At 69.3% G+C, this 21,310-nt stretch carries 20 protein-coding genes and 2 pseudogenes; 7 read left to right on the plus strand and 15 right to left on the minus strand.

The annotated features are described in order from the left end of the window. The first annotated feature begins 80 nt into the window (after positions 1-80). The 5 genes from ACIA77_RS43300 to ACIA77_RS43320 all read left to right on the plus strand — a co-directional run bounded on the left by ACIA77_RS43300 (position 81) and on the right by ACIA77_RS43320 (position 5,335). The gene (locus ACIA77_RS43300; protein WP_395891990.1) at positions 81-584 is read left to right on the plus strand and encodes a MaoC/PaaZ C-terminal domain-containing protein; all 504 of its coding nucleotides are present in this window, start codon (positions 81-83) and stop codon (positions 582-584) included. Further along, a complete protein-coding gene (locus tag ACIA77_RS43305) occupies positions 581-1,855 on the plus strand; it encodes a CaiB/BaiF CoA transferase family protein (protein ID WP_395891991.1) in 1,275 nt (424 codons plus the stop codon). The genes ACIA77_RS43300 and ACIA77_RS43305 overlap by 4 nt, the downstream gene beginning before the upstream one ends. After that, complete coding sequence (locus ACIA77_RS43310; protein WP_395891992.1) at positions 1,852-2,619, plus strand: SDR family NAD(P)-dependent oxidoreductase; 768 nt, start codon at positions 1,852-1,854, stop codon at positions 2,617-2,619. Before ACIA77_RS43305 ends, ACIA77_RS43310 begins: the two co-directional genes overlap by 4 nt. A gap of 43 nt (positions 2,620-2,662) precedes the next feature. Beyond that, positions 2,663-3,919, plus strand: a complete 1,257-nt coding sequence (locus ACIA77_RS43315; protein WP_395891993.1) for a CaiB/BaiF CoA transferase family protein — start codon at positions 2,663-2,665, stop codon at positions 3,917-3,919. Between the two features lie 99 nt (positions 3,920-4,018). Beyond that, a complete protein-coding gene (locus ACIA77_RS43320) occupies positions 4,019-5,335 on the plus strand; it encodes an MFS transporter (protein WP_395891994.1) in 1,317 nt (438 codons plus the stop codon). Here ACIA77_RS43320 and ACIA77_RS43325 read toward each other — a convergent pair. From ACIA77_RS43325 to ACIA77_RS43350, 6 genes are all read right to left on the minus strand, one after another. Next, a complete protein-coding gene (locus ACIA77_RS43325) occupies positions 5,240-6,181 on the minus strand; it encodes a LysR family transcriptional regulator (RefSeq protein WP_395891995.1) in 942 nt (313 codons plus the stop codon). The two genes, ACIA77_RS43320 and ACIA77_RS43325, sit on opposite strands and share 96 nt — an antisense overlap. 127 nt (positions 6,182-6,308) lie before the next feature. Further along, a complete protein-coding gene (locus ACIA77_RS43330) occupies positions 6,309-7,085 on the minus strand; it encodes an SDR family NAD(P)-dependent oxidoreductase (protein ID WP_395891996.1) in 777 nt (258 codons plus the stop codon). A 5-nt stretch (positions 7,086-7,090) separates the two neighbouring features. Next, positions 7,091-8,569, minus strand: a complete 1,479-nt coding sequence (locus ACIA77_RS43335) for an FAD-dependent oxidoreductase (protein ID WP_395891997.1) — start codon at positions 8,567-8,569, stop codon at positions 7,091-7,093. Positions 8,570-8,634: 65 nt separating this feature from the next. After that, on the minus strand, positions 8,635-9,813 hold the full coding sequence (locus tag ACIA77_RS43340; RefSeq protein ID WP_395891998.1) for a DUF993 family protein: 1,179 nt from the start codon (positions 9,811-9,813) through the stop codon (positions 8,635-8,637). Between the two features lie 49 nt (positions 9,814-9,862). After that, entirely contained in the window at positions 9,863-10,684 is an 822-nt protein-coding gene (locus ACIA77_RS43345) for a sugar phosphate isomerase/epimerase family protein (RefSeq protein WP_395891999.1), read from the minus strand. A 40-nt stretch (positions 10,685-10,724) separates the two neighbouring features. Continuing rightward, the gene (locus ACIA77_RS43350) at positions 10,725-11,504 is read right to left on the minus strand and encodes an SDR family NAD(P)-dependent oxidoreductase (protein ID WP_395892000.1); all 780 of its coding nucleotides are present in this window, start codon (positions 11,502-11,504) and stop codon (positions 10,725-10,727) included. A gap of 609 nt (positions 11,505-12,113) precedes the next feature. Here ACIA77_RS43350 and ACIA77_RS43355 point away from each other — a divergent pair. Further along, positions 12,114-12,200, plus strand: a pseudogene (locus ACIA77_RS43355) (hypothetical protein); the annotation flags it as partial. Between the two features lie 570 nt (positions 12,201-12,770). On the opposite strand, the gene ACIA77_RS43360 reads toward ACIA77_RS43355, so the two are convergent. Further along, positions 12,771-13,166 carry an ANTAR domain-containing protein gene (locus ACIA77_RS43360; RefSeq protein ID WP_395892001.1) on the minus strand — a complete coding sequence of 132 codons (396 nt, stop codon included), beginning with the start codon at positions 13,164-13,166 and terminating at the stop codon, positions 12,771-12,773. Between the two features lie 459 nt (positions 13,167-13,625). Here ACIA77_RS43360 and ACIA77_RS43365 point away from each other — a divergent pair, with 459 nt between their 5' ends. After that, entirely contained in the window at positions 13,626-14,126 is a 501-nt protein-coding gene (locus ACIA77_RS43365; RefSeq protein WP_395892002.1) for a hypothetical protein, read from the plus strand. Positions 14,127-14,344: 218 nt separating this feature from the next. Here the strand turns inward: ACIA77_RS43365 and ligD are convergent, their stop codons facing one another. The 8 genes and pseudogenes from ligD to ACIA77_RS43405 all read right to left on the minus strand — a co-directional run bounded on the left by ligD (position 14,345) and on the right by ACIA77_RS43405 (position 21,254). Then, positions 14,345-15,265, minus strand: a complete 921-nt coding sequence (gene ligD, locus ACIA77_RS43370; RefSeq protein ID WP_395892003.1) for a non-homologous end-joining DNA ligase — start codon at positions 15,263-15,265, stop codon at positions 14,345-14,347. Positions 15,266-15,270: 5 nt separating this feature from the next. Beyond that, positions 15,271-16,221 carry a hypothetical protein gene (locus tag ACIA77_RS43375; RefSeq protein ID WP_395892004.1) on the minus strand — a complete coding sequence of 317 codons (951 nt, stop codon included), beginning with the start codon at positions 16,219-16,221 and terminating at the stop codon, positions 15,271-15,273. A gap of 334 nt (positions 16,222-16,555) precedes the next feature. Further along, on the minus strand, positions 16,556-16,837 hold the full coding sequence (locus ACIA77_RS43380) for a hypothetical protein (protein WP_395892005.1): 282 nt from the start codon (positions 16,835-16,837) through the stop codon (positions 16,556-16,558). A gap of 319 nt (positions 16,838-17,156) precedes the next feature. Continuing rightward, on the minus strand, positions 17,157-17,855 hold the full coding sequence (locus tag ACIA77_RS43385) for a hypothetical protein (protein WP_395892006.1): 699 nt from the start codon (positions 17,853-17,855) through the stop codon (positions 17,157-17,159). A 670-nt stretch (positions 17,856-18,525) separates the two neighbouring features. Continuing rightward, positions 18,526-19,548 (minus strand): C-terminal binding protein, encoded by a 1,023-nt coding sequence (locus tag ACIA77_RS43390; RefSeq protein ID WP_395892007.1) that lies wholly within the window; start codon positions 19,546-19,548, stop codon positions 18,526-18,528. 34 nt (positions 19,549-19,582) lie between these two features. Then, positions 19,583-20,764, minus strand: coding sequence for a dihydroxy-acid dehydratase (locus ACIA77_RS43395; RefSeq protein WP_395892008.1), 1,182 nt, complete (start codon positions 20,762-20,764; stop codon positions 19,583-19,585). Positions 20,765-20,826: 62 nt separating this feature from the next. Beyond that, positions 20,827-20,982: pseudogene (locus ACIA77_RS43400) on the minus strand (dihydroxy-acid dehydratase); the annotation flags it as partial. Then, complete coding sequence (locus ACIA77_RS43405; RefSeq protein WP_395892009.1) at positions 20,979-21,254, minus strand: hypothetical protein; 276 nt, start codon at positions 21,252-21,254, stop codon at positions 20,979-20,981. The pseudogene ACIA77_RS43400 and the gene ACIA77_RS43405, both read right to left, overlap by 4 nt. Positions 21,255-21,310 lie beyond the last annotated feature (56 nt).

Consider the following 21,310-nt stretch of genomic DNA (forward strand, 5'->3'; position numbering starts at 1 on the left):
CGGCAGCGAATGAATTGATGCCCGGCGTCACCTCGCCTTAGCGTCACGGCAACCCCCAGGGCGCGAGGAAAGGAAACACCGTGGCAGCACGTGGTCTCACCTGGAGCCAGCTCTACGTCGGCCAGGAGTTCGAATCGGCGACCCGGTCCGTGACCGAAGGCGACGTCGTCACCTTCGCCGGCACGACCGGCGACTACTCCGAAGTCCACGTCAGCCGGGCCTACGCCGAGAAGACCGAGTTCGGCGAACGGATCGCTCACGGTTTGCTGGGTCTGTCGATGGCGCACGGGCTGATGCTGGGCGGTGGGCTGTTGTTCGGGACCGCGATCGCGTTCCTGGGGATCTCGGAGTGGTCGTTCAAGGCCCCGATCCGGTTCGGCGACACCATCCACGTCCGCTTCGTGGTGGACGAGCTGCGCCGCCGGACCAAGCGCCCTGACCAGGGTGTGGTCATCTTCGCGGTGGAGCTCGTCAACCAGCACGGTCAGGTCGTCCAAAGTGGCCGCAAGGCGATCCTGCTGCACGCCGAACCGGAGGACGCGCCGCGCCCGGCTGAGCACGAAACCATGGAACCCGCGCGATGAGTGACGGAGGAGGGTTGCGTGACGTCTACGAGGGCGTGCGCATCCTCGATTTCACCCAGCTCGAGCAGGGACCGTCGGGAACGCAGGTGCTGGCGGACTTCGGCGCCGAGGTCATCAAGATCGAACGCCACGACGTCGGCGAGATCGGCCGCGACCACAGCCCGCGGGTCAACGGCATGAGCCCGCATTGGGCCGCCAACAACCGCAACAAACTCAGCCTCAGCCTCGACCTCAAGGCCCCGGGCTCGCGTGACGTCCTCGAACGGCTGGTCAAGACGGCCGACGTGGTCGCCAGCAACTTCCGCCCCGGGGTCATGGAACGCCTAGGCCTCGGCTACGAGGACCTGCGCGCGATCAACCCGCGGATCATCTGCGCGTACGCCTCGGGCTATGGACGGTCCGGCCCGTACGTCGAGCGCCGCGGGCAGGATCTGGCCGCGCAGGCGATGGGCGGCGTCGTGGCTCTGACCGGCTCGGCCGACTCACCGACCGCCGCCGGCACGTATGCCATCGACTACGTCGCCGCGATGCACTTTGCCCAGGGCATCATGCTCGCGCTGGCCGCGCGGGGGCACACGGGCGAGGGCCAGGTCGTCGATTCGTGCCTGCTCAACTCCGCGGTCGCGCTGCACCTGCAGGAGGCGACGACCTACCTCAACACCGGCCGCGAGTACCCGCGCCCGCCGCACGGCGTCGCCCACAGCCACTCGACGGCGCTGTACGCGCGGTACCGCACCGCGGACGACCGGTGGCTCGTGCTCGTCGGTGAGTACTTCGTGGACCGGCCGTGGCAGCGGGTCTGCGACGCGCTGGGGCTCGCCGAGCACCGTGACGACCCTCGCTTCGCGACGGTGCGAGGGCTGGCCGAGCACGTCGAGGAAACCCACGCGCTGCTCCAGAGCGCCTTCGACCGCCTGTCGCTCGACCAGGCCCTGAAAGCACTGGAGGAGCAGGACATCCTCGCCGCTCCGGTCAACGATTACCCGCACCTGTTCGAAGATCCGCAGATCGCGCACAACGAACTCGTCGTCACGGCCGAGCACCCGCACGCCGGGACGGTGAAGCTGGTCGGCTCGGCGGTGAAGCTCAGCGCCACACCAGCACGGGTGCGCACCGCTCCGCCGACCGTCGGTCAGGACAACGAGCAGGTCCTCGCCGGACTCGGTTTCACCTCCGCCGAAATCGCCGGGCTCCAGGAATCCGGTGTCGTCGGGATCGAGAACCGGCGGCACCGCGAAACCGGTGTGGCGCACTGGGGGCCGGCCGAATGAGCGAGACCTCCTTCACCGACCGCCGAGTGCTCATCACCGGCGCCGGCCGCGGCATCGGGCTCGCCACCGCACGCCGCTTCGCGAGCTTCGGCGCCGACGTGCTCATCGCCGACGTCGACGAGGACCTGGCCGCGGCCGCGGCGCACGCCGTCCTCGCCGACGGTGGCAAGGCCGAGGCGTTCCCGCTGGACGTGACGTCGGCCGAGACGATGGCCACCGCGGGTGACCGCGTCGGAAGCCTCGATGTTGTGGTCGCCAACGCTGGCATTCAGCTGTTCGGCCCGGCGTCGCAGCTGGACACCCAGGACTGGGACCGCGTGCTGCAGGTCAACGCGCGCGGAACTCTCCTCACGCTCCAGTTCGCCGCGCGGTGCCTGGCCGACGGTGGCGCCATCGTCACGCTGGCCTCGATCCAAGGGTTCCTGCCCAACGCGCTGTCCGCGCACTACGCGGCGTCCAAGGCTGCAGTCGCCAGCCTGACCAAGTCGTTCGCCGCCGAGCTCGCGCCGCGCGGGATTCGCGTGAACGCCGTGGCCCCCGGCCGGATCGCCACCGGCATGTCCGACCACGCCGACGCCGAGATCGGCCGGCTGACCGGGCAGGGCGCCGAGTCCGCGCTCGAACGCCGGATCAAGGACAACCCCCTGGGCCGGCTCGGCCGTCCCGAAGAAGTCGCTGCTGCGATCACCTTCCTGGCCTCACCGGACGCCTCCTACATCACCGGCGAGTGCCTGAAGGTGTGCGGCGGCGACCTGATGACCTGACCGTTCCGCCGTCCGCCCAGCCACCCGACACCGAAGGGGAACCGTGACCGACGCCTTCGAGGGAATCCGGATCCTCGACTTCACCCAGCTCGAACAGGGCCCCTCGGCCACCCAGGTCCTCGCGGACTTCGGCGCCGAGGTCATCAAGATCGAACGCATCGATGTCGGCGAGATCGGCCGCAACCAGCAACCCCTGCTGGCCGCGGGGTTCAGTCCCCACTGGTCGGCGACCAACCGCAACAAGAAGAGCATCACCGTCGACGTGAAGAGCGACGCCGGGCGCGCCCTGATCCTCGATCTCGCGCGCGACGCGGACATCGTGGCCAGCAACTTTCGCCCGGGGGTCATGGACCGCCTGGGCCTTGGCTGGGAACAGCTGTCCGCCGTCAACCCGCGGATCATCGTCGCCTACGCGACCGGCTACGGCCTGTCCGGTCCCTACGTCCACCGCCGCGGCCAGGACCTCGCCGCGCAGGCGGTGAGCGGGCTGATGGCGCTGACCGGCACCGAGCAGAGCGGTCCCGTGCCGACCGGCACGTTCATGATCGACTACCTCGCGTCCATGCAGTTCGCGCAGGGGATGATGATCGCCCTCGCCGCGCGGGAACGCACCGGCCGCGGCCAGGTCGTCGACTCCAATCTGCTCAACGCCGCGATCACCAGCCACCTGCAGGAAGCCGCGACCTACCTCAACACCGGGCAGCGGTTCCCGCGGCCCACCGCCGGGATCGCGCATCCCGGCAACACGGCGCTGTACGGCTACTACGAGGCCGCGGACGGGCTGTGGTTCACCTTGATCGGCGAGTACTTCGTCGACCATCCGTGGCAACGCGCGGCGCGCGCGTGTGGACTGTCCGAAAAGGACGTCAACGACCCGCGCTTCCAGACCGTCGAAGGCCTCCTCGACCACACCCGCGAAACCTGGCAGCTGCTCGCCGAAGCCATCGCCAAGTTCCCGCGCGAGGAGATCATGGCGCGCTTCGAGGCGGAGGACGTGCTCGTCGCGCCGGTGAACGATTACGACGCCCTGTTCACCGATCCTCAGGTCGCGCACAACGAGCTCGTGATCTCCGGTGACGTCGACGGGGTGGGCCGGGTCAAGTGGATCGGCATGCCGATCACGCTGTCGGAGACGCCGGCGCGCCTGCGCGCGGTCCCGCCGAAGATCGGCGAACACAACGAAGAAATCTTCACCGCGGCCGGTCTGGCCGAAGAGCGCATCGCGGCGCTGAAGAACGCGGGGGTGATCGGATCCGAATCGGATCGAGAGCGCGGGGGAAACGGACCCCAGTGGTCCTGAGCAGTCCGTAGCCATCACCGTCGAACCAGAGAAAGTAGGAAGATGAGCGCTCACAGTCCTGCAGCGTCGCAGGGAGACGCGAGAAGCATCCGCAAAGTCGTGCTGGCCGGTAGCCTCGGCACACTGATCGAGTACTACGACTGGGCCCTCTACGGGTACGTCGCGGCCATCATCGCGCCACTGTTCTTCCCCGGGAACGACCCCACAGCCGCACTGCTGTCCACCTTGGCCGTGTTCGCCCTGTCCTACGTCATCCGCCCCATCGGCGGGATCTTCTTCGGCGCCTTCGGCGACAAGTTCGGCCGACGACCGGCACTGCTGGTCACGGTGGTCGGCATCGGCCTGGCCAACACGGCCATCGGGTTTCTCCCGACCTACGCCAGCGTCGGTGTGCTGGCGCCGATCCTCCTGCTGATCGTCCGGATCGCGCAGGGCTTCTTCGCCGGCGGTGAGGTCGGCGGCGCGGCGACAGTCATCAACGAGGTGGCACCGCCGGGCAAGAAGGGGTGGTACGCGTCGTTTGTTCCCGTGGGCACCAACGGCGGATTCGCCATCGCGTCGGCAGCCGTCGGCCTGGTGTCGGGCCTGGTCACGACCAGCCAGCTGAACGAGTGGGCCTGGCGCATCCCGTTCTGGGCCGGGCTGCCCCTGACGATCGTCTGTTTCGTCGCCCGGCGCTACCTGCCGCGCATCGACAACGACGAGAGCCCCCGGCACGGGTTCCCCCTGATCTCCGCGTTCCGTTCCTACCCCGGCCCGCTGATCAAGGGCATCCTGCTCGGCATCGGAGTCCAGGGCACCGCCTACGTCGGCGCGACCTTCCTGTCGATCTACCTCATCACCAGCCTGCACTACGCGAAGACACCGGTCTACTGGATCACCGCGGGTGGCACTCTCTTCGGCGTGCTGATGACACCCGTGGCGGGCCGGCTGGTGGACCGGATCGGCTCGGTGAACGTGACGATCATCGGCTTGGCCACCTACGCGATCGTGACGTACCCGGCGCTGGTGATCATGGACTTCAACAACCTCTTCCTCGCCGGCGTGGGGTACTTCGTCGTCGCTGTCAACATGGCGACGGCGCAGGCGGGCAACTACACCCTTACCCCGCAGCTGTTCGGACCGGAAGTCCGCTACACCGGCACCGCTCTCGTGACGAACGTGTCGGTCGTCATCGCGGGTGGAACGGCGCCCTACATCTGCACCTGGCTGGTGAGCTCCACGGGCAATCTGCGGTCGCCGTACTTCTTCGTGCTCGGGGTCAGCCTGATCGGCATCGCCACCCTGCTGACGATGCGCCGGCTGAACGTCGCGCAACGATCAGGGCTCGGCGGCGAGCACGCTGATCCCGGTGGGCAGGCTCATTCTCCGCAGTTCCTGAGCAGCGACCTTCCGGAAGCGGCGGGCGGTCGGTGACAACTCGGTGTGGGGCCGTGAGATAACGGCCAGCACACGATGTGGGCCCGGCCCGACGATCGGCACGCGTGTCAGATCGTCGAGCCGGTAACCCATGAACTCCAGCGCCGGCAGGGCGGAGACGCCGAACCCGGCGCGAACGAGTCCGCCCAGCGTGGCGATGTTGGCGACCTCGAACCGCAGGCGGACTTCCGCGCCCGCGTCGGCGAGCGCCTGATCGGTGATGGCCCGGATGCTGGTGCCTGAGCGCGCGGCCACGTACTGTTCGGCGTCGAAATCGTTCCAAGTGACCGCGTCCTGGTCGGCCCACGGATGGTCGTCTGGGGCGACGCCGTAGAACTTCTCCTCCAGCACGGGCGTGACCCAAAGGCCCTGCGGCACCTCGACATCCGCCGTGATCGCCACTTCGACCGTGCCTTGTTCCAGGTGCCGCAGCACGTCGTCGTTCCCGCCGTCGACGAGGTGGAAGTCGAGCGACTCGTTGCCGCTGAAGAACGCGCTCAGCAGCCTCGGCAGCACCGCCGCCGCGAAGGACGCAAGGGTGGCCAGCGCCAGCGTGCCCTGCTGGGCTTTGGCATAGCGGTCGAAGCGCTCAAGCCCCACCGACAGTGTGTCGATGAGCTGGTCGGCGACTTTGAGGAACTCTTCCCCTTCAGCGGTGACCACGACGTTGCGGGTGTCGCGCTGCAGTAGCGTCACGCCCAGCGTGCGCTCCAGCTGCGACACCGACCGGCTCAGCGTCGACTGTGAGAGGTTCATGTGGCGGGCGGCGCTGGTGTAGCTGCGCGTCCTGGCGACCTCACGGAACACCCGGATCTGGTGCAGGGTGACGTCGTCGATCGCCATCTGTCGTCCTCCGCTCGTGTCCCGTCAGCATGTCATCCTCGCCGGGCCGCGCAACCGCACCGCAGGGCGCGCGAAAGGCCGGCCGGACGGGGTCTCCGTTCCGGCCGGCCTTCTCCCAGGAGGTCCGTCAGACCACCGATTGGGCTCCGTCCACCGTCAGTACGTGTCCGCTCACGAACGATGCGCTGTCGGAGAGCAGGAAGCACACGGCTTCGGCGACGTCGTCGGGCCGGCCGAACCGGCCGAGGGGGATCTTGCTCAGCCGTTCCGCCCGGGACACCGGCTCTTCCAACGTCGGCGCTGTCAGGCGGGTTGAGATCACGCCCGGGGCGACGGCGTTGACCCTGATGCCCTGCGGGGCCAGTTCGAGCGCCAGCGAGTACGTCAGGCCCACGATCGCCGCTTTGGCCGAGGAGTAGTGGGCCAGGTTGATCCGGGGCTGCCAGGCCGCGATCGACGCGAAGTTCACGACGGCGCCGCCGCCGGTCGTGGCCATCGCCCTCGCTACGGCTTGGGTGACCACGAACGTGCCCCGGGCGTTGATGGCGAGGACGCGGTCCCAGTCGTCGGCGGACAGCTCCAGCGCGGCCTCGCGGTTGTGGGCGCCGGCGACGTTGACCAGCCCGGTGATGGGCTTGCCGTCCGCCAAGGCTTCGATCGCCGCGATCGTTGCCAGGGTGTCCAGGAGGTTCGCGCCGGCGCTGCCGGCGCCGAGCTCGGCGGACAGCTCCGCCAGCGCCGGCGACTTGATGTCCATCAGCAGCACGTCGGCCCCTCGGGCCGCGGCTGTGCGGGCGACGACGGACCCGATGTCCCCGGCGGCGCCGGTGACCAGGATCCGGTGGCCGGCGAGCTGGTCGGTGAGTTTTGGGAGGTCGCGGCGCGGTTCGGTCGAAGTTTCCACGCGGGCTACTTCCCTTCTTTCGTCGGCGACCACAGAGCCCTTTTGGCAGCGATGCGGCCGGAGATGAACGCCCATCCGACGTGGTTGCCGTGGCCTTCCAGAAGCAGACCGCCCTGACCGTTGGACCCCGCCGCGAACAGCCCCGGGATCGGGTCGTCCTGCTGGTCGAGAACGCGCATGTCCGCGTCGATCGCCAGCCCGCCCTCGGTCAGCACGATCCAGCTCTTCAGCGGCCCGAGCGCCACGAAGTTCTGTTCGCTGCCGGCCGACTGCCCGATCGAGGCGGCGAGCTTGCGAGGGTCGGCACCGATCTTGGCCGCCAGGTCCGCCACGGCGCGTGCGCTGTGGAAGATGTCGCGCCGGTTTCGGCGGTAGTCGTCGATGTAGGCGTAGGCGACACCGGGCGCGGTCGAGATGAAGTTCGGCCACTTCTTGAACTGCGTGGCCGTGGCCTCGTCCATCACCAGGTAGCCCTTGCCGCCGGGCTGGTCGGGCAGTTCGAGCTGAGGGTTCGCGCTTTCGTCGGTGAACCGCTCGCCGTCGGCGTTGACCAGGATCGCGCCCTGCTTGAAGACGTTCGGGGACGGTGCGAGGTAGGAGGTGGCGAAGGACATGATGAACGGGCGCTGGATCGCGTCCGGCAGCCACCGCAGCGCCAGCAGCATGATCGTGGTCAGGATCCGCCACGGCGGCAGCTTCTGGAGCAGGAGCTTGCGTGACGGGGTCACGAACCGCATCTCAGGGCCGACCGCGAGGTCGCCGTTGAGGATGCGGCCGCCGACCTCCATCCCCAGCCGCAGCCCGTCCCCGGTGCTGGTCGGGTTGATGCCCTCGACCCGCGCCGCCCGTGCCGTCGCGAACTGGCTGGTCTTGATCTCGACGCTGGAACTGAAGTCACCTGCCGCCAGCACCACGCCGCGCCGGGCCCGGATGACACGCCGGGTGCCGTTTGTGGTCTCGGTTTCGACGCCCACGACGCGGCCTTCCTCCACCACCAGGTGGCGGGCGGCCGTGTTCGTGAGGATGCGCGCGCCTGCTTTGCGTGCGGCGCGCTCGAACCAGTAGATGTAGGCCGAGGAGTTTGGCAGGACGTTGTGCATGCGCGGGCTGCGGTGCGGCGGTTCGGGCATGGGGCCGAACAGGGCGACGCCGTGGTCTTGGACCCAGTGCAGGGTGTCTGCGGAGTTGTCGACGTACACCCGCCGCAAGGCCAGGTTGTCGCGCTCCACCAGTGGGCCGGCGAACTTCGCCATGTCCTCGAAGTGCTCGCTCGGCGCGTCGGCCACCCCGGCTTTGCGCTGCAGGCGGGTGCCGTTGGCGGAGAACGAGCCGATCGACCGGCTCGTGGTCCCGCCCAGTTCGGGGTTCTTCTCCAGCAGCGCGACACTCGCACCCATTTCGGCCGCCTGGGTGGCGGCGGCTAGGCCCGCGCCGCCACCCCCCACGACGACGAGGTCATACGTGATCGCTGAATCTGTGGACAAAGTCGCTCCTTCGCGGCTATCCGGTTCGGTCTCGACGGGGTCGCGGTCGCTGCTGTGCGCCCGGTTCAGCGCGCCGCGTCCCACCCGGCGACGGTCAGCACCGCGCGCATGCGCTCGGCGGCCAGCGCCGGGTTCGGCAGTAGCCCCAGTGCGTCGGCTTGCCGGAAGACGTCGGTGAGGTGGTTCACCGAACGCATGCCTTCCCGGCCGGTGACCATGCGGAAGTGGTTCTGGTGGCCGGAGAGGTAGGCGAGGAACACGACGCCGGTCTTGTACTCGCCGGCCGGGTGCTCGAACAGCCGGCGGGCCAGGGCGAGCGTGGACTCCATGTCAGCGGTGAACCCGTCCGCGTCGCCGGCGTCCAGCTTCTGGAAGGCGACGGACGCGATCGGCGCCAGCGGGTCGAGCACCCCGAGCAGACCGTGGCTGTGGTGCTCGCCGTCACCGCGGATCAGCTTCGGGTAGTCGTGGTCGTCACCGGTGAAGACCACGACACCGTCGGGCAGCTCACGGCGCAGCCGCTCCTCGCGCTCCACGTCCAGCAGCGAGAACTTGAACCCGCGCAACCGCTCCGAATGACGCTCGGCCAGCGTGACGACCGCCTTCAACGCCTCGTCCACATCGACGTGACCCCAGTAGCCGCGCAGCGCCGAGTCGAACACCTCGCCGATCCAGTGGACCAGCGCCGGCGTCTCGACGCGTTCGAGCACCTTGTCGTAGACGTACGCGTAGTCCTGCGGACCCGACGCGACCCGGGCGAGCACGTGGCTGGCCCGCAGGACCGCGCCGCGGCCGAGGCCCTGGATGAAGTCGAGCTGTTCGAGGTAGGCGTCGGCGATGTCGTCGAGGGTGGGCGAGGTGACGTCGAGCTGGTCCGTGCCCGCCCCGCACACGATCTCGCCGCCGGCCTCGGTCGCGGCCTCGCTGGAGCGGCGGATGAGGTCCTTGGTCTGCTCCCAGGTCAAGCCGCCGGGACCGCGCTCGGACGTGTCCATCGCCTCGGCCACGCCGATGCCGTACCGCCACAGGTGGCGGCGGAACGCGATCGTGGCGTCCCAGTCGACCGGCGGTTCGATCCCCGGCGTGTACTCGCCGAGCGGCGCGGCGACGACGTGCGGGGCCGCGTAGACGTCACGCTGGGCGAACGCGGCTGCCGGCGCGGGGAACTCGCGGGCGGGGCCCATCGTGTGCTGCTCCGTTGTCCCGTCCGGACGTGGGAGCTTCAGAGTGATCGAGTCGGTCATGCGAATGCCTCCAGGGCGATCAAGGGATGAGGGGTGGGCGCGGACAGGGTCACCGCGCGTTCGTCAGAAGCCGGGACGTCCGTTCCCGCAGATCGAGGGCGTAGTCCAGGTCGGAACCCTCTCGCGGTTCGTCGCTGAGGACCTCGACCTGCCAGCGGCCGGTGTACCCGGTGCTGTCGACGAGCCGGACGAAACCCGGCAGGTCGATCACGCCGTCGCCGGGGCGGCCACGGCCGCGCAACAGATTCGTGGTCGGGACCAGCCAGTCGGACAGATCGACCGCCATGACGTGGGGGCCCGCCGCGCGAACGGACTCGGCCAGATTCGGGTCCCACCACACGTGGTAGACGTCGAGGGCGATGCCCAGCCACTCGGAGGCGAATTCCTGCGCCAGCGCGGTCGCCTGGGCCAGGCGGCACACCGAGGACCGTTCCGCGGCCATCATCGGGTGGAACGGCTCGATGGCCAGCCGCACTCCGCGTTCCTGCGCGTGCGAGAGGATTCGCTCGAGCCCTGCGCGGATGCGGCTGCCCGCTTCGGCGAAGGTGGTGGTCACCGCGCCGACGACCACCACGATCGTGCCGATGCCCAGCCGCGCCGCGGTGTCGAGCACGGCCAGGTTCGAGCGCCACCGCGCCTCGTCCGGGTCCTCCTCGGTGAAGTAGCCCAGCCGGCACATGCTGAAGAGCTCGACCCCGAGATCTTCAGCGGCCTTTAGGACCACGTCGGCGCCGTCGCGGTGCACCGGGATGTCCCACACGCTCGCGGCCATGCCGGAATCCGCACAGATCTTCAGGAATTCGGGTGTGGAAATGTCCAAAAAGGACCCCTGGCTGAGCACCAGCGGCTCGGGTACCACGCTGTTCGTCACCTTTCGTCAGCTCCGTTTCGTCGGTGGTCGGGGTCCGCGGTCAGAGCATGTAGTCGCCGCCGGAGACGTGGACACATTCGCCGGTGAGATAGCCGGCGTCGTCGGAGGCCAGGAACGACACGACCGAGGCGATGTCGGCCGGGCTGCCCGGCCGGCCGGCCGGGATCTGCCGGATCCTCGCGGCCCGAGCGATTCCCGCAGCACTACCGTCCAATTCGGACTCGAAGGCATCGGCCCGCGCCCACAGGTCCGTGTCGATCATCCCCGGCGCGATCGCGTTGACCCGCACGTCCGGCGCGAACTCGAGCGCACAGGACTTCATGATGTTCAGCACGGCCGCCTTCGACGCGGCGTAGTGCGGCGAATGCGGGGTGCCGAGCCGCGCCGAGCGCGACGCGATCACCACGATGCTGCCGCCCCTGCCCGCCGCCCGCAGGTGCCGGCCGGCCTCCCTGGCCGTGAGGAAGGCGCCCCAGGCGTTCACGTCGAAGACCGCGTCCCACTCCTGCTTGGTGACGTCGAGCAACTCGTTGAACGTCTGCTGCCCGGCGTTGACCACCGTGATGTCCACGGGTCGATCTAGCAGGTCCTCGGCCCTGGGGGGAAGGGCGCGCACCTGAGCCTCGTCGGTCACGTCGACCGGCAACGCCTCCGCGGCACCGCCTTGCTCACGCAGCGTCTTCGCGGCCTGCTGTGCGGCGTCACCGTTGACATCGGTGAGCAGAACGGCCGCGCCGTCGGCGATCAGCCGCGTCGCGATGGCGAGCCCGATACCCTGCGCTGCCCCTGTCACGACCGCGCCCCGGCCATCCAGCCTCATGCCCGGCTCCCAACGAGTTCGGACAGGTTCCCCCTGTATGAGTGGTGATCGATCGTCACTGATCCTCCTGAGACGTCTTCCGCCGGCGGTCACGTACCCGCCAGAATCCACAGGCTCCGGGCACGACAGAACTCACGGGCGTCGACAACACCCGCGTTTCCGCGATCCGCAGAGCACACACGCCACCGGCGGGGTCCACCGGAGCCGACGATCCGTCAGCCGGACTCCCCGGCGGGTTCCACCGCCGGCCGCGCAGCGCCGAGGGCAGCCGCCGAGTCGCTGAAAGTTCGCACGCATCGACACTGGCGCCCAGGATTGAAATACACAACGCACTGATCCAGGAAATCTGTTGCGTTCTGCGCATCAGTCTGTGCACGCGCTTCAAGAGACGTGCCGGCGGCACCTTCGTCGACGCCAGGCACGGCAACCAGCTGGCGCAACGTCTCCCGCTGTGGAGCACGCGGCCGGAGGTCGTCCGGCTCCGTGAGGTCGTCGCGGCTTGATCCGTTAGGCGCGGGTCAGCCAGTCCTGCACGGCAGCGATGGCTTCGGCTTGGTACGCTTGACTTTGTGGGTCGGCGTAGGTCGGGTCGTCGTGGACGGCGAACCCATCTCGTCGCGGTCCGCCGGGCCCGGCACCCGTGCCAACATCGACGAATTCACCGAGACCACCGCCGCGGCGAGCCTCGACGTCGGCGCGTGGCCGCAGCCCTGCCGGCGGCTGGTAGCCCTCCCGCTTGTGTGAGCGCGGCGCGTCTTCATCACCCGGCCGCTTGGCCGGGCCGCCGCGGCCGGAGGCGATCCGCTCCAGTTCCGACCACGGCATCGACCGGCCGCCGTTGAACGCCATGACGAGCTCCCACACCTCTGCTGCACCGTGGGAAGTCCGGATCGAACACGTGTTCGTAGAATGCGGCTTGACGTGGGGTGATCACAACATGTGCCACGTCACCTTGAGCTGAACGGGTGATGGGGCGAGAACCGCTTCAGCTGACGTCGGGAACGCGTACCGGCACGCGGGTGGGAAGCCGGAAGCACTCGCGTGCGGCCGCGGCCGGCCATTCGCGGCGGTGTGGCGTGCCTGGAGTGTGGAGCCCGCCGGCAGGGTGGGGGGAGGTCCTGCCGGCGGGGTTCGCATGCGGCATGCTCGGTGCCGCGCGTATCCACAATGCTCGCTCACAAGAACCGAAACCGCCGGGCCGATGTTACAAGATCTTTTGTGGTCATGCGGCCGGGATGGTCGGTTCGCAGCCGAGCGTGGCGTCGTTCAGCTGCCGGGTTCGAGAGCACCCGGTGGGTGGTGAGTCCCGCCGGCGGTCTCGGTGGTGGTGGGCTGTCGCTGCGTGGGCAGGTCGGCGCGGAACTCGTCGAGGAACGCGTCGGCGACGTCGCGGAGTTTGGTGTTGGTGTCCTGCGACAGCCTGATCAGCAGCGCCAGCGCCTCGTCCGCGTCGCATCGACGCTGGCCCATCAACACCCCGGTGGCCCGGCCGATCAGCTCGCGCGTCTGCAGCGCGTCGCGCAGCTGCTCGTTCTCCACGGCCAAGGCCTCGGCCAGGCCGTCGATCTCGACGCCATCGGGTTCGAAGCTGCCCTCGGCAGCGGCAACAGCCTGAGGCACCGGGCGGGTGGGTTCGCGATTCTGGGACTCAACCACGGACATGATCATCTCCCTTCTGTTCATCCGCAGCTGGATCAGAAAAAAGTACCCCGCCGCGCACCACGTAGGCACCGGCGTTCTGCCTGGTGAGGCCGCGGGGTACTCCTCTGGCGCCGACGTGGCTGGCGCGCGGCGCGAGGGGGATATAACCCGTGACGGGCAGCGTTGAAACCAACTTCGTGACCGGGCCGGGGAAGGTCACGATCGAGGGCAACCAGCGCGCCACACCCCCGCGGTGCCGTCCACGCCACACCATCCGAGCGCATGTCGAGGCCGCCGAGTGTCGATGGCGCGGCATACGGTCGGCATGGCAAGGCGAACCAGGATGAGGGGTGCGGGGCGTGGCCGGCGACGAGCAGGCGTCGAAGAATTGCTTCCGGTGCCGGAAATCCGAGCCCGGCCCGGGTGGCGTGCTTATCCGGACTACGGCTCACCTCGGGGCCACGAACTACTGTCGCGAGCATGGTCGACCACTATGCCGTTAGTGCCACCAGTCAGGGTTACGACGCTGCGCCAATGCACGATGGCATGCCCGAAGAGATCCAGGGGTTGTTTACTGACGAAGAGCTCGCGGAGATCGCGGAGAACAAGCCCGAGCCGGGCGACAATGGCAAACCCGACGCTCTCGGCTTGAGCCGAGCCTGGGCGCTGCACGTCGAGAAGCTCGACCAAGATCGCGTGCTGCCTCACACCGATCGCAGTGTCTGGACCGAGCATGACCTGGCCGGTGCGCTCTTCATGCGCGATTTCGTGGAGGACGCACTCGGCCGGCTCAGGCCCGGGCTCGCTGGCAAGGTTCGTCGGTACGTCACGGCGGGCGACGACCTGTTCCGGTCCTTCACTGCCGACGACCCGGGCGACCGCATCGCGAAGATCGCTCGGATCGACCTCACCGGTCGGGGGTGGTGGTGGTTTCGCGTGCCCACTTCTGGCCCAATCGTGCAAGACCTGGCCAAATACTGATCGAGTAAGTGCGACGACGAAGCCGGCGCGCGTCCGAGGTAGTCCTGTCAACCGTGCTGTGCCCCGGGTGCGTCCAGGAGATCACCACCGCCCCACCGGCCTACGACATCGCACTCGCCAACGCCAAGAAGCTGACCGGCACGTACGCGACCAGCCAGCACCGCTGATCCCCGCTCCCGCGGCCACCCAGCTTGTCCGCGATGCCGCCGCGGTGCGGGTCACTGGTCGGGCAGCGCCGTGCGGGTGCGGCCGAGCTCGGCGAGCAGGTCGCCGTGCTCGCCGACGCGGTGCAGCACGTCGTCGGCGGTGAAGGTGAGTTCGGCCGGCGTGCGGCAGGCGCGGACCTCGTCCCAGGTGATCGGGGTGGACGCCGTGGGCATCTCGCGCCCGCGCAGCGAGTACGGGGCGATCGTCGTCTTCGCCGGGTGGTTCTGGCTCCAGTCGATCAACACCCGGTTCGTGCGCAGGCTCTTCGCCATCTTCGCCACCACCAGCTCCGGCATCTCGGCAGCAAGCTGTTCGGCGAGCGCCTTGGCGTAGGCCGAGGTGTGATCCGGTCGGCGGATCCGCACGCCGCAGTACACCTGCAGGCCCTTGGAACCGCTGGTCTTGGGCAACGGGGTGAGCCCGTCGGCGGTGAGCACTTCCAGTAGCCGCTCGGCGACCCTGCAGCATTCGACCACGGTGGCGCCCTCGCCGGGGTCGAGGTCGAACACGAGCCGGTTCGGGGGCTGGCGGTTCGGGCCGGGGCCGACGGTCCACTGGTGGACGTGCAGCTCGAGCGCGGCGAGGTTGGCCGCCCACACCAGGCTCGGCAGGTCTTCGATCAGCGGGTAGGTGATCGTGCCCGGCCCGCGGCCGCTGCGGGACCCGGAGCTCGGCAGAGTCACGGTCTGGACCCAGTCAGGGGCGCCGCGCGGAAGGTTCTTCTCGAAGAACGCCTGGCCTGAGGTCCCGTCGGGAAACCGGACCACGGTGATCGGCCTGCGGGCGAGATGGGGGAGCAGGACCGGGGCGATGGTCGAGTAGTAGTGCACGACTTCCGCTTTGGTGAAGCCATTTCCGTAGAGCGGCTTGTCCAAGTTGGACAGCACAAGCTGCCGCTGCCCGACCTGCACGGTGACCTTCTTCTCCGGCATCGGCCTCACTCCTCGGCGCGACGGCCGCGCGGCACGTCGCCCGCGGCGAGATCGGGCCGCGCGCGGTGCACCCGCGGGCGCTGTCGGCTGCTGAAGGACTCGATCGCGGGGTCGGTCTCGGCTTCGACGACGAGCTCGGGTCGCACCGGCAGGTACCAGGTGCGTCCGCGGCCGAACCCGGCGGAGGTGGAGGCCGCAGGCGCGCCGGTGGGCGTGACGTGCGCGCCGATCAGCCGGCCTAGCCGCGGCGCGAGGGGCAGGGACAGGCCGATGTGGCGCCACATGTTGTGCTCGTCGCGGCGGGCGAGCACGACCTCGCTCGGCACGTGCGGGTCGCCGGCCACACCAACGACGACGGCGTCCACGACGCTCACCTGCCGCACCTTCACCCACGCGCCGGTCCGGCCGGGCCGGTACCGGGCCTCGAGCAGCTTGGCCACGATGCCCTCGATCCCGACGTCGCTGGCCTCCGGGCGCATCCACGACAGCGCGGCGTCGCGGTCGGTCGTGCTCGGCACCAGCTGCAGCGGCGGCGCGGCACCGGCGAGCAGCTGCTGCAGCCGCGTGCGCCGGTCCCGGTAGGGGAGGGCCCGCAGATCCGTGGGTCCGTGGGCGAGCACGTCGAACACCGCGTAGTAGATGCTCACCCCCGCCTTCGCGCGCGTGCCGGGGCGTGAGGCGAGCGCTCCGAACTCCAGCCGACCGCCACGCAGCGCGACGAGTTCCCCGTCGAGCACGACGTCGCCCAGCGCCGCGCCGGCCTGCAGGATCTCGGGGAAGCGGTCGGCCAGGTTGTTGTCCTGCCGCGACTGCAACAGGGCGAGCTCGGCGAACAGGACCGCGCGCCAGCCGTCAAATTTCGGTTCGAACGCCCAGGACCAGCCAGGACGTGACTCCGGCACCTCCCGTGCGGGCTGTGCCAGCGGCAACCGCACCGGCGGCCGCACCGAGGCCACGACTACCCGGCCCCCACCGGCCTCGTGACCATCGCGACCTCCCGGCGCACCGCGACGAGGGGACTGTCCCCAGCTGGCGACACCTGAACACGAGCGTAACCCGGGTGGACCAACCGTGCCGAAAAACGTGCAGGTCACCAGCCTGTGAGCTGCCCGGCTGGCTGTCCGCTTCGAAGCACCGGTACGCCGGTGGCCCGGCTGCGCTGGTGATCGCAGCCGGGCCATCCGCCGTGGCTCGGGCCCTACCGGGTGGAGGGGGTGTCGGTGCTGCCGACGATGTGGATCGGGCCGATGTCGATCTGGGAGACGTCCATCGTGCGGAGTATGGCGATGATCAGCCCGGCTGTGACCGCGGCGATCGCGACTGACCCGTGGTGCGCCAGCTGCCCAGGCAGGCGGCGATCAGGAAGCTCAGCCCGCGCCGCTGGGCGAATCGTTCGTCTGCCGGGACGCGGGGGATCGGGATGGTGATCTCGGGGTCGGCGGGCTCGAGGTACCGCCGGTCGATGGTCGGTGTCGGGTCGTCGTGCCGCGGCGGCAACGGGTTCTCGCGGGGCGGGGAACGTGGGGTCACGTCGGCACCGCGCACACCGTCGGGCAGGCGTTGCCTGGTCACCCCTATCCGTCTGGGCGGTGGTGTCTGTAGCGGCGTCAGGTTCGTGGGTGTCGGCAGGCCACCGGATGATCATTTCGGTCCGGACCCACTCCGGCTGGGCGTCGCGTGCTCGTCCGTCGGTCTGTACCGGTGCCCACGTGTGGTTGGTGTCGGGGTCGACGACTGGTGGTCCGGCCACCGCGCCCTGCCGGCACAGCTGCCGAGCCCTGAGGTGCGTTCCCCGAGTAGGTAGACCACTCGATGACCGAACCGTCGGCGGCTCGGCGATCGGCTCGGCCACTGCGCGGACGATGCCGAACGGATCGGGCAGTCGCACGCGCTATTCGCCGCCGGGCGCGGGACCGCTGTCTTTCCTGTGCGACTTCGCCGCGGCGCCGGACGAGGTCGATGTCGAGGGCTGTAACTTCGCCGGAGTGGGCTCCGCCTGCGATTCTCGTTGCGCAGGCGCGGGTTCCGGCTTCGCCGGCGCTTCCCGCCGCACGGGCGCGGGTTCGCGTTCGGCCGCGACCTCCGGCTGCGGCGCCTGAGGTGGCTGTGGTGGGGTGCGCTCCGCCAGCGGGTGGTGCGCACCCGCGACCTCGGGCTGCCCGGCCATCGTCGGCCGCTCTCCGATCGTGGCGCGCTTCGTCGGGCGGTGTGCGCCGGCGGTCTCGGGCTGCCCGGCGAGCTGCACCCGCCGCTCAGGTGCATGCTGCTTTCCGGCCGGTTTCTCCGGCGCGCTCCGTTCTTCCGGCTTGACGGGCCGGGATCCACGGCCGCGTCCGGCCACCGCCGTACCCACTCCGATCGCGACGGCCGCGGTCAGCACCCCCAACGCCCCGAAGTAAACGAGCTTTCGCGGCGGCGGCAGGAAGGAACGGGCGGTGTCCAGTGTCGCGCTCACCTCGTGGCGCGCCTGCTTCGGGACCCACGCCAGCAGCCGCACGTCGGGTGCTCGGAACTCGGGAAGCCCGAACGGGAGTCTCACCGTCCGGGACTGTGCTTGCTTCCCGGCGGTCTCGACGAATTTGGTAGCCATGGCTTCTCCCCTCGCCGACCCACAGCGACCGCGCCCATGTTACGAGCCGAAGAACGTCCACTGAAGGCTCCACGAACCGCTGTGGCGAGGAGGATTTCAATCCATGCTTGCGGTCGACCGCTGCCGTGTCCCTCGCGTACAGGTGACCCGGCCGTCGCCGTACCCCTTTCTCCGACGGGCCACCGAGCGGACCGCGGACCATCGAGCAGCCGCGGACCGACGAGAACCTGGTCCCGAACTCCGTACGGACTGACCAGTTCTACCTACGTCGCCTGCCTCGCCTAGAGCGTGTCCTGTAAGTGGTTGAACCGGGTGTCTAGTAGCTGTGCCGGGCGGAGCCGAACCTGCGCAGATCGGGGCATGAGTCCGGCGCGTACGCATACCGCGGCGGATGAGGCGGGCGGTGGTGACCGACTGGCCAGTATCGGGTCAGGGTTACCGCTTCCGCCTGGAACGCGGCGAGCGGCACTGTCAGCTCTTCGTGAAAGCTCTCGCGCATGTCAGCGCCGTGTGATCGCCGGCCGGCCGAACGCCGGCCTCTCGCGGCTTCGTGGCGAACGCTCGCGTAGTGCAGCCCGCCGGCAGGTTAGGGAGAATTCCTGCCGGTGGGTCCGCCGCGCGCCCTCATGCCGCCGCGCCGAGTATCCACCATGCATGCGCCTCCTGCGGCTCACGATGATGGCTCGGAGCGGGCAAGGGCGAGTTCGGCGGCGTTCACGGGTGACAGCGGCGGCGCCCCGGTGAGCACTCGCACCACCTCGTGGGCCGCGAAGTCGCGGACCGTGCGAATCGCTTCGTCGGAGTAGTAGGCCGCGTGCGGCGTGATGAGCACGTTGTCCAGGTTGAACAGCGGGTTCACCGGTTTCCAGTGCCGCTGCTTGGCGGGTTCCTCTTCGAGGTCGTCCAGGCCCGCGGCGGCGATCCAGCCTTCCTTCAACGCCGTGTACAGCGCCGCGTCGTCGACGATGGGCCCGCGGGCCGTGTTGACGAGGATCGACGTCGGCTTCATGCGGCGGAGTTCCGGTTCGCCGATGAGGTGGTGGGTCTCCTCGGTGAGCGGCGCCTGGACCACGAGGTAGTCCGCGTGCGCGAGCAATTCGTCGAACGAGGCCGGCTGCGCTCCGTGCGCCGCGATGTCTTCCGGGTCCAGGTACGGATCGTGGGCGAGGACGAGCATCCCGAACGCGTGTGCCCTGGCCGCGATCGCCTGCGCGATCGCGCCGAACGCCAGCAGTCCGACGGTGCGGCCCTGCAGCCGCCGGATCGGTTCGCCGGACTGCCAGCGCCAGGTCCCGGCGCGGGCCGCGCGGTCGTAGCCGCGGATCTTCCTGACGGCGGCGAGGAGCAGGGCCACGGCGTGATCGGCGACTTCGTTCTCGCACCAGTCGTTGGGGACGTTGGTCACCAGGATGCCGCGCCGGGTGGCCGCGGCCACGTCGACGATGTCGACCCCGGTGCCGTACCGCGCGATGACCTTGCACCGGGTGAAGGCGTTGATCGCCTTCGCTCCGACCGTGGCGTACTGGACGATGATCGCGTCGGCGTCCTCGGCGACCGCGATGACCTCGTCCTCGGTCTTGCAGTCGGCGGCGACCAGCCGGAGACCGGCGTCCTCGACGATCGCGCGCTCGATGTCCACGTCTCCGTAGTCGTAGTCGATGACGACCACGGTCTGCTGCGTTTGCTTCGTCATTTTAGGTGCCTTCACGAGGTGGACACGTGCTGTCCTAGGTGATCGAGGCTCCTTCGGCCGTGCCGCGAGCGACGCGCGAGTACAGCGAGAGGATTCCCTTGCTGTGGCGTGGTTGCGGCGGCTTCCAGATCCTGCGTCGCTCCGCGAGGATCGTCTCGATCTCGGCCGGCGGGCGGCGTTCGCCCTTGACCCCGACGATCGCGAGGCGCCGTTCGGGCGCGACGTGCCCGATGCACGGTCCTCTCATCGCCCCCGAATAACGACCGTCGGTGCCGATCGCGGTGGTCGTGTTCAGGACGCGGTCGGCCGACAGGATGGCGGCCGCGTAAGACATCTCCGGCATGCCGTTGGCGCGTGGTCCTTCGTAGCGGATGACCAGGACGTCGCCCGGCGAGATCCGGCGTTTGACCAGTGTGTGGACCGCTTCTTCTTCGAAGTCGAACACCCGCGCAGGCCCGGTGTGTACGTGCATCTGTTCGGGTACCGAGAACGTCTTGATCATCGCGCCGCCGGGCGCAAGGTTCCCGTACAGCACGGCCACTCCGCCGTCGGCGCTGAACGGGTCGGACCGCGTGCGGATGATCTCGTCGCGGTCGACCTTGACGTTGTTCAGGTAACCGCGCTGTTCGGCGAAGAAGTACGGGTTCTGCTCGATGTCCTCGAGGTTCTCGCCGAGCGTCTTGCCGGTCACGGTGAGACAGCCGAGGTGCAGCATTTCCCGGAGTTCGAGCATGACGGCGGGCACGCCGCCCGCGTACCAGAAGTATTCGACGGGGTAGCGTCCGGTCGTCTTGACGTTGGCGAGCACCGGCACCCGCCGGTGGATGCGGTCGAAGTCGTCGATGGTGATCTCGATGCCCGCTTCCTGCGCGATCGGCGGCAGGTGCAGGAGCGCGTTGGTCGATCCGCCGACGGCGGCGTGGATGATGATGGTGTTTTCGAACGCCTCCCGCGTCAGGATGCGCCGTGGCGTCAGGTTCTGGTGGATCATGGTGACGAGCTGCTTGCCCGTCGCGCGGGCGTAGCGCAGCAGCTTGGTCAGTGGCGCCGGGACGAGCGCGGAGCCGGGCAGGGCCAGGCCGAGCGCCTCGGCCATGACCTGTCCGGTGCTGGCGCTGCCCATGAACTGGCACGCCCCGCACGTCGGGCACGCGCCGCGCTGCGCGCTTTCGAGGTCTTGGCGCTCGAGCTCACCACGTTCGACGGCGGCGCCCATTCCCACATCTTGTTCGACGTCACGTAGTCGGGTGCGTTCAGCTGGGTGCCGCCGGGCAGGTGGATGGCCGGCAGGTCGCAGCGGGCGATCGCGAGCAGGTGGGCGGGCACCGATTTGTCGTTGCCGGAGATCAGGACCATGCCGTCGTGGGGATGACCGAGCGCGTGGATCTCGACCATGGCCGCCATGATGTCGCGGGAGATGAGCGAATAGCTCATGCCGTCGGTGGCCTGGACGACCCCGTGCAGATGTCGCTCACGGTGAAGACGCCCGGTTTCCCGCCGGCCTCGTAGACGCCGTTGCTGACTTCCTCGATCAGCTCCCGGAAGTGGAACGTGCCCGGGTGGCCCGTGCCGTAGGCGCTGTCCACCAGGACCTGGGGCTTGCCGAGGTCTTCCTCCGTCCAGTTCATCCCGAGGCGCAGCGCGTCGCCCTGGTGGTTGACCAGGCGCAGCCGCTGGCTCCGCAGCAGCGGTTGGTCTCGTTCCATCGGTCGCGCGCTCCCTTCTCCGCCGGGGCGAGCCGTGGCCCGCCCGGCGGAGAAGG

The organism is Amycolatopsis sp. NPDC051903 (genome assembly GCF_044452505.1).
Lineage (GTDB): Bacteria > Actinomycetota > Actinomycetes > Mycobacteriales > Pseudonocardiaceae > Amycolatopsis.

Coding starts and splice junctions, on each gene's coding strand:
- ACIA77_RS43395 (WP_395892008.1), bottom strand. CDS start 20,764: ATGGGCGCCGCCGTCGAACGTGGTGAGCTCGAGCGCCAAGACCTCGAA.
- ACIA77_RS43340 (WP_395891998.1), bottom strand. CDS start 9,813: ATGACCGACTCGATCACTCTGAAGCTCCCACGTCCGGACGGGACAACG.
- ACIA77_RS43305 (WP_395891991.1), top strand. CDS start 581: ATGAGTGACGGAGGAGGGTTGCGTGACGTCTACGAGGGCGTGCGCATC.
- ACIA77_RS43325 (WP_395891995.1), bottom strand. CDS start 6,181: ATGGCGATCGACGACGTCACCCTGCACCAGATCCGGGTGTTCCGTGAG.
- ACIA77_RS43385 (WP_395892006.1), bottom strand. CDS start 17,855: ATGGCTACCAAATTCGTCGAGACCGCCGGGAAGCAAGCACAGTCCCGG.
- ACIA77_RS43350 (WP_395892000.1), bottom strand. CDS start 11,504: ATGAGGCTGGATGGCCGGGGCGCGGTCGTGACAGGGGCAGCGCAGGGT.
- ACIA77_RS43405 (WP_395892009.1), bottom strand. CDS start 21,254: ATGGAACGAGACCAACCGCTGCTGCGGAGCCAGCGGCTGCGCCTGGTC.
- ACIA77_RS43390 (WP_395892007.1), bottom strand. CDS start 19,548: ATGACGAAGCAAACGCAGCAGACCGTGGTCGTCATCGACTACGACTAC.
- ACIA77_RS43360 (WP_395892001.1), bottom strand. CDS start 13,166: ATGTCCGTGGTTGAGTCCCAGAATCGCGAACCCACCCGCCCGGTGCCT.
- ligD (WP_395892003.1), bottom strand. CDS start 15,265: ATGCCGGAGAAGAAGGTCACCGTGCAGGTCGGGCAGCGGCAGCTTGTG.
- ACIA77_RS43310 (WP_395891992.1), top strand. CDS start 1,852: ATGAGCGAGACCTCCTTCACCGACCGCCGAGTGCTCATCACCGGCGCC.
- ACIA77_RS43365 (WP_395892002.1), top strand. CDS start 13,626: ATGGTCGACCACTATGCCGTTAGTGCCACCAGTCAGGGTTACGACGCT.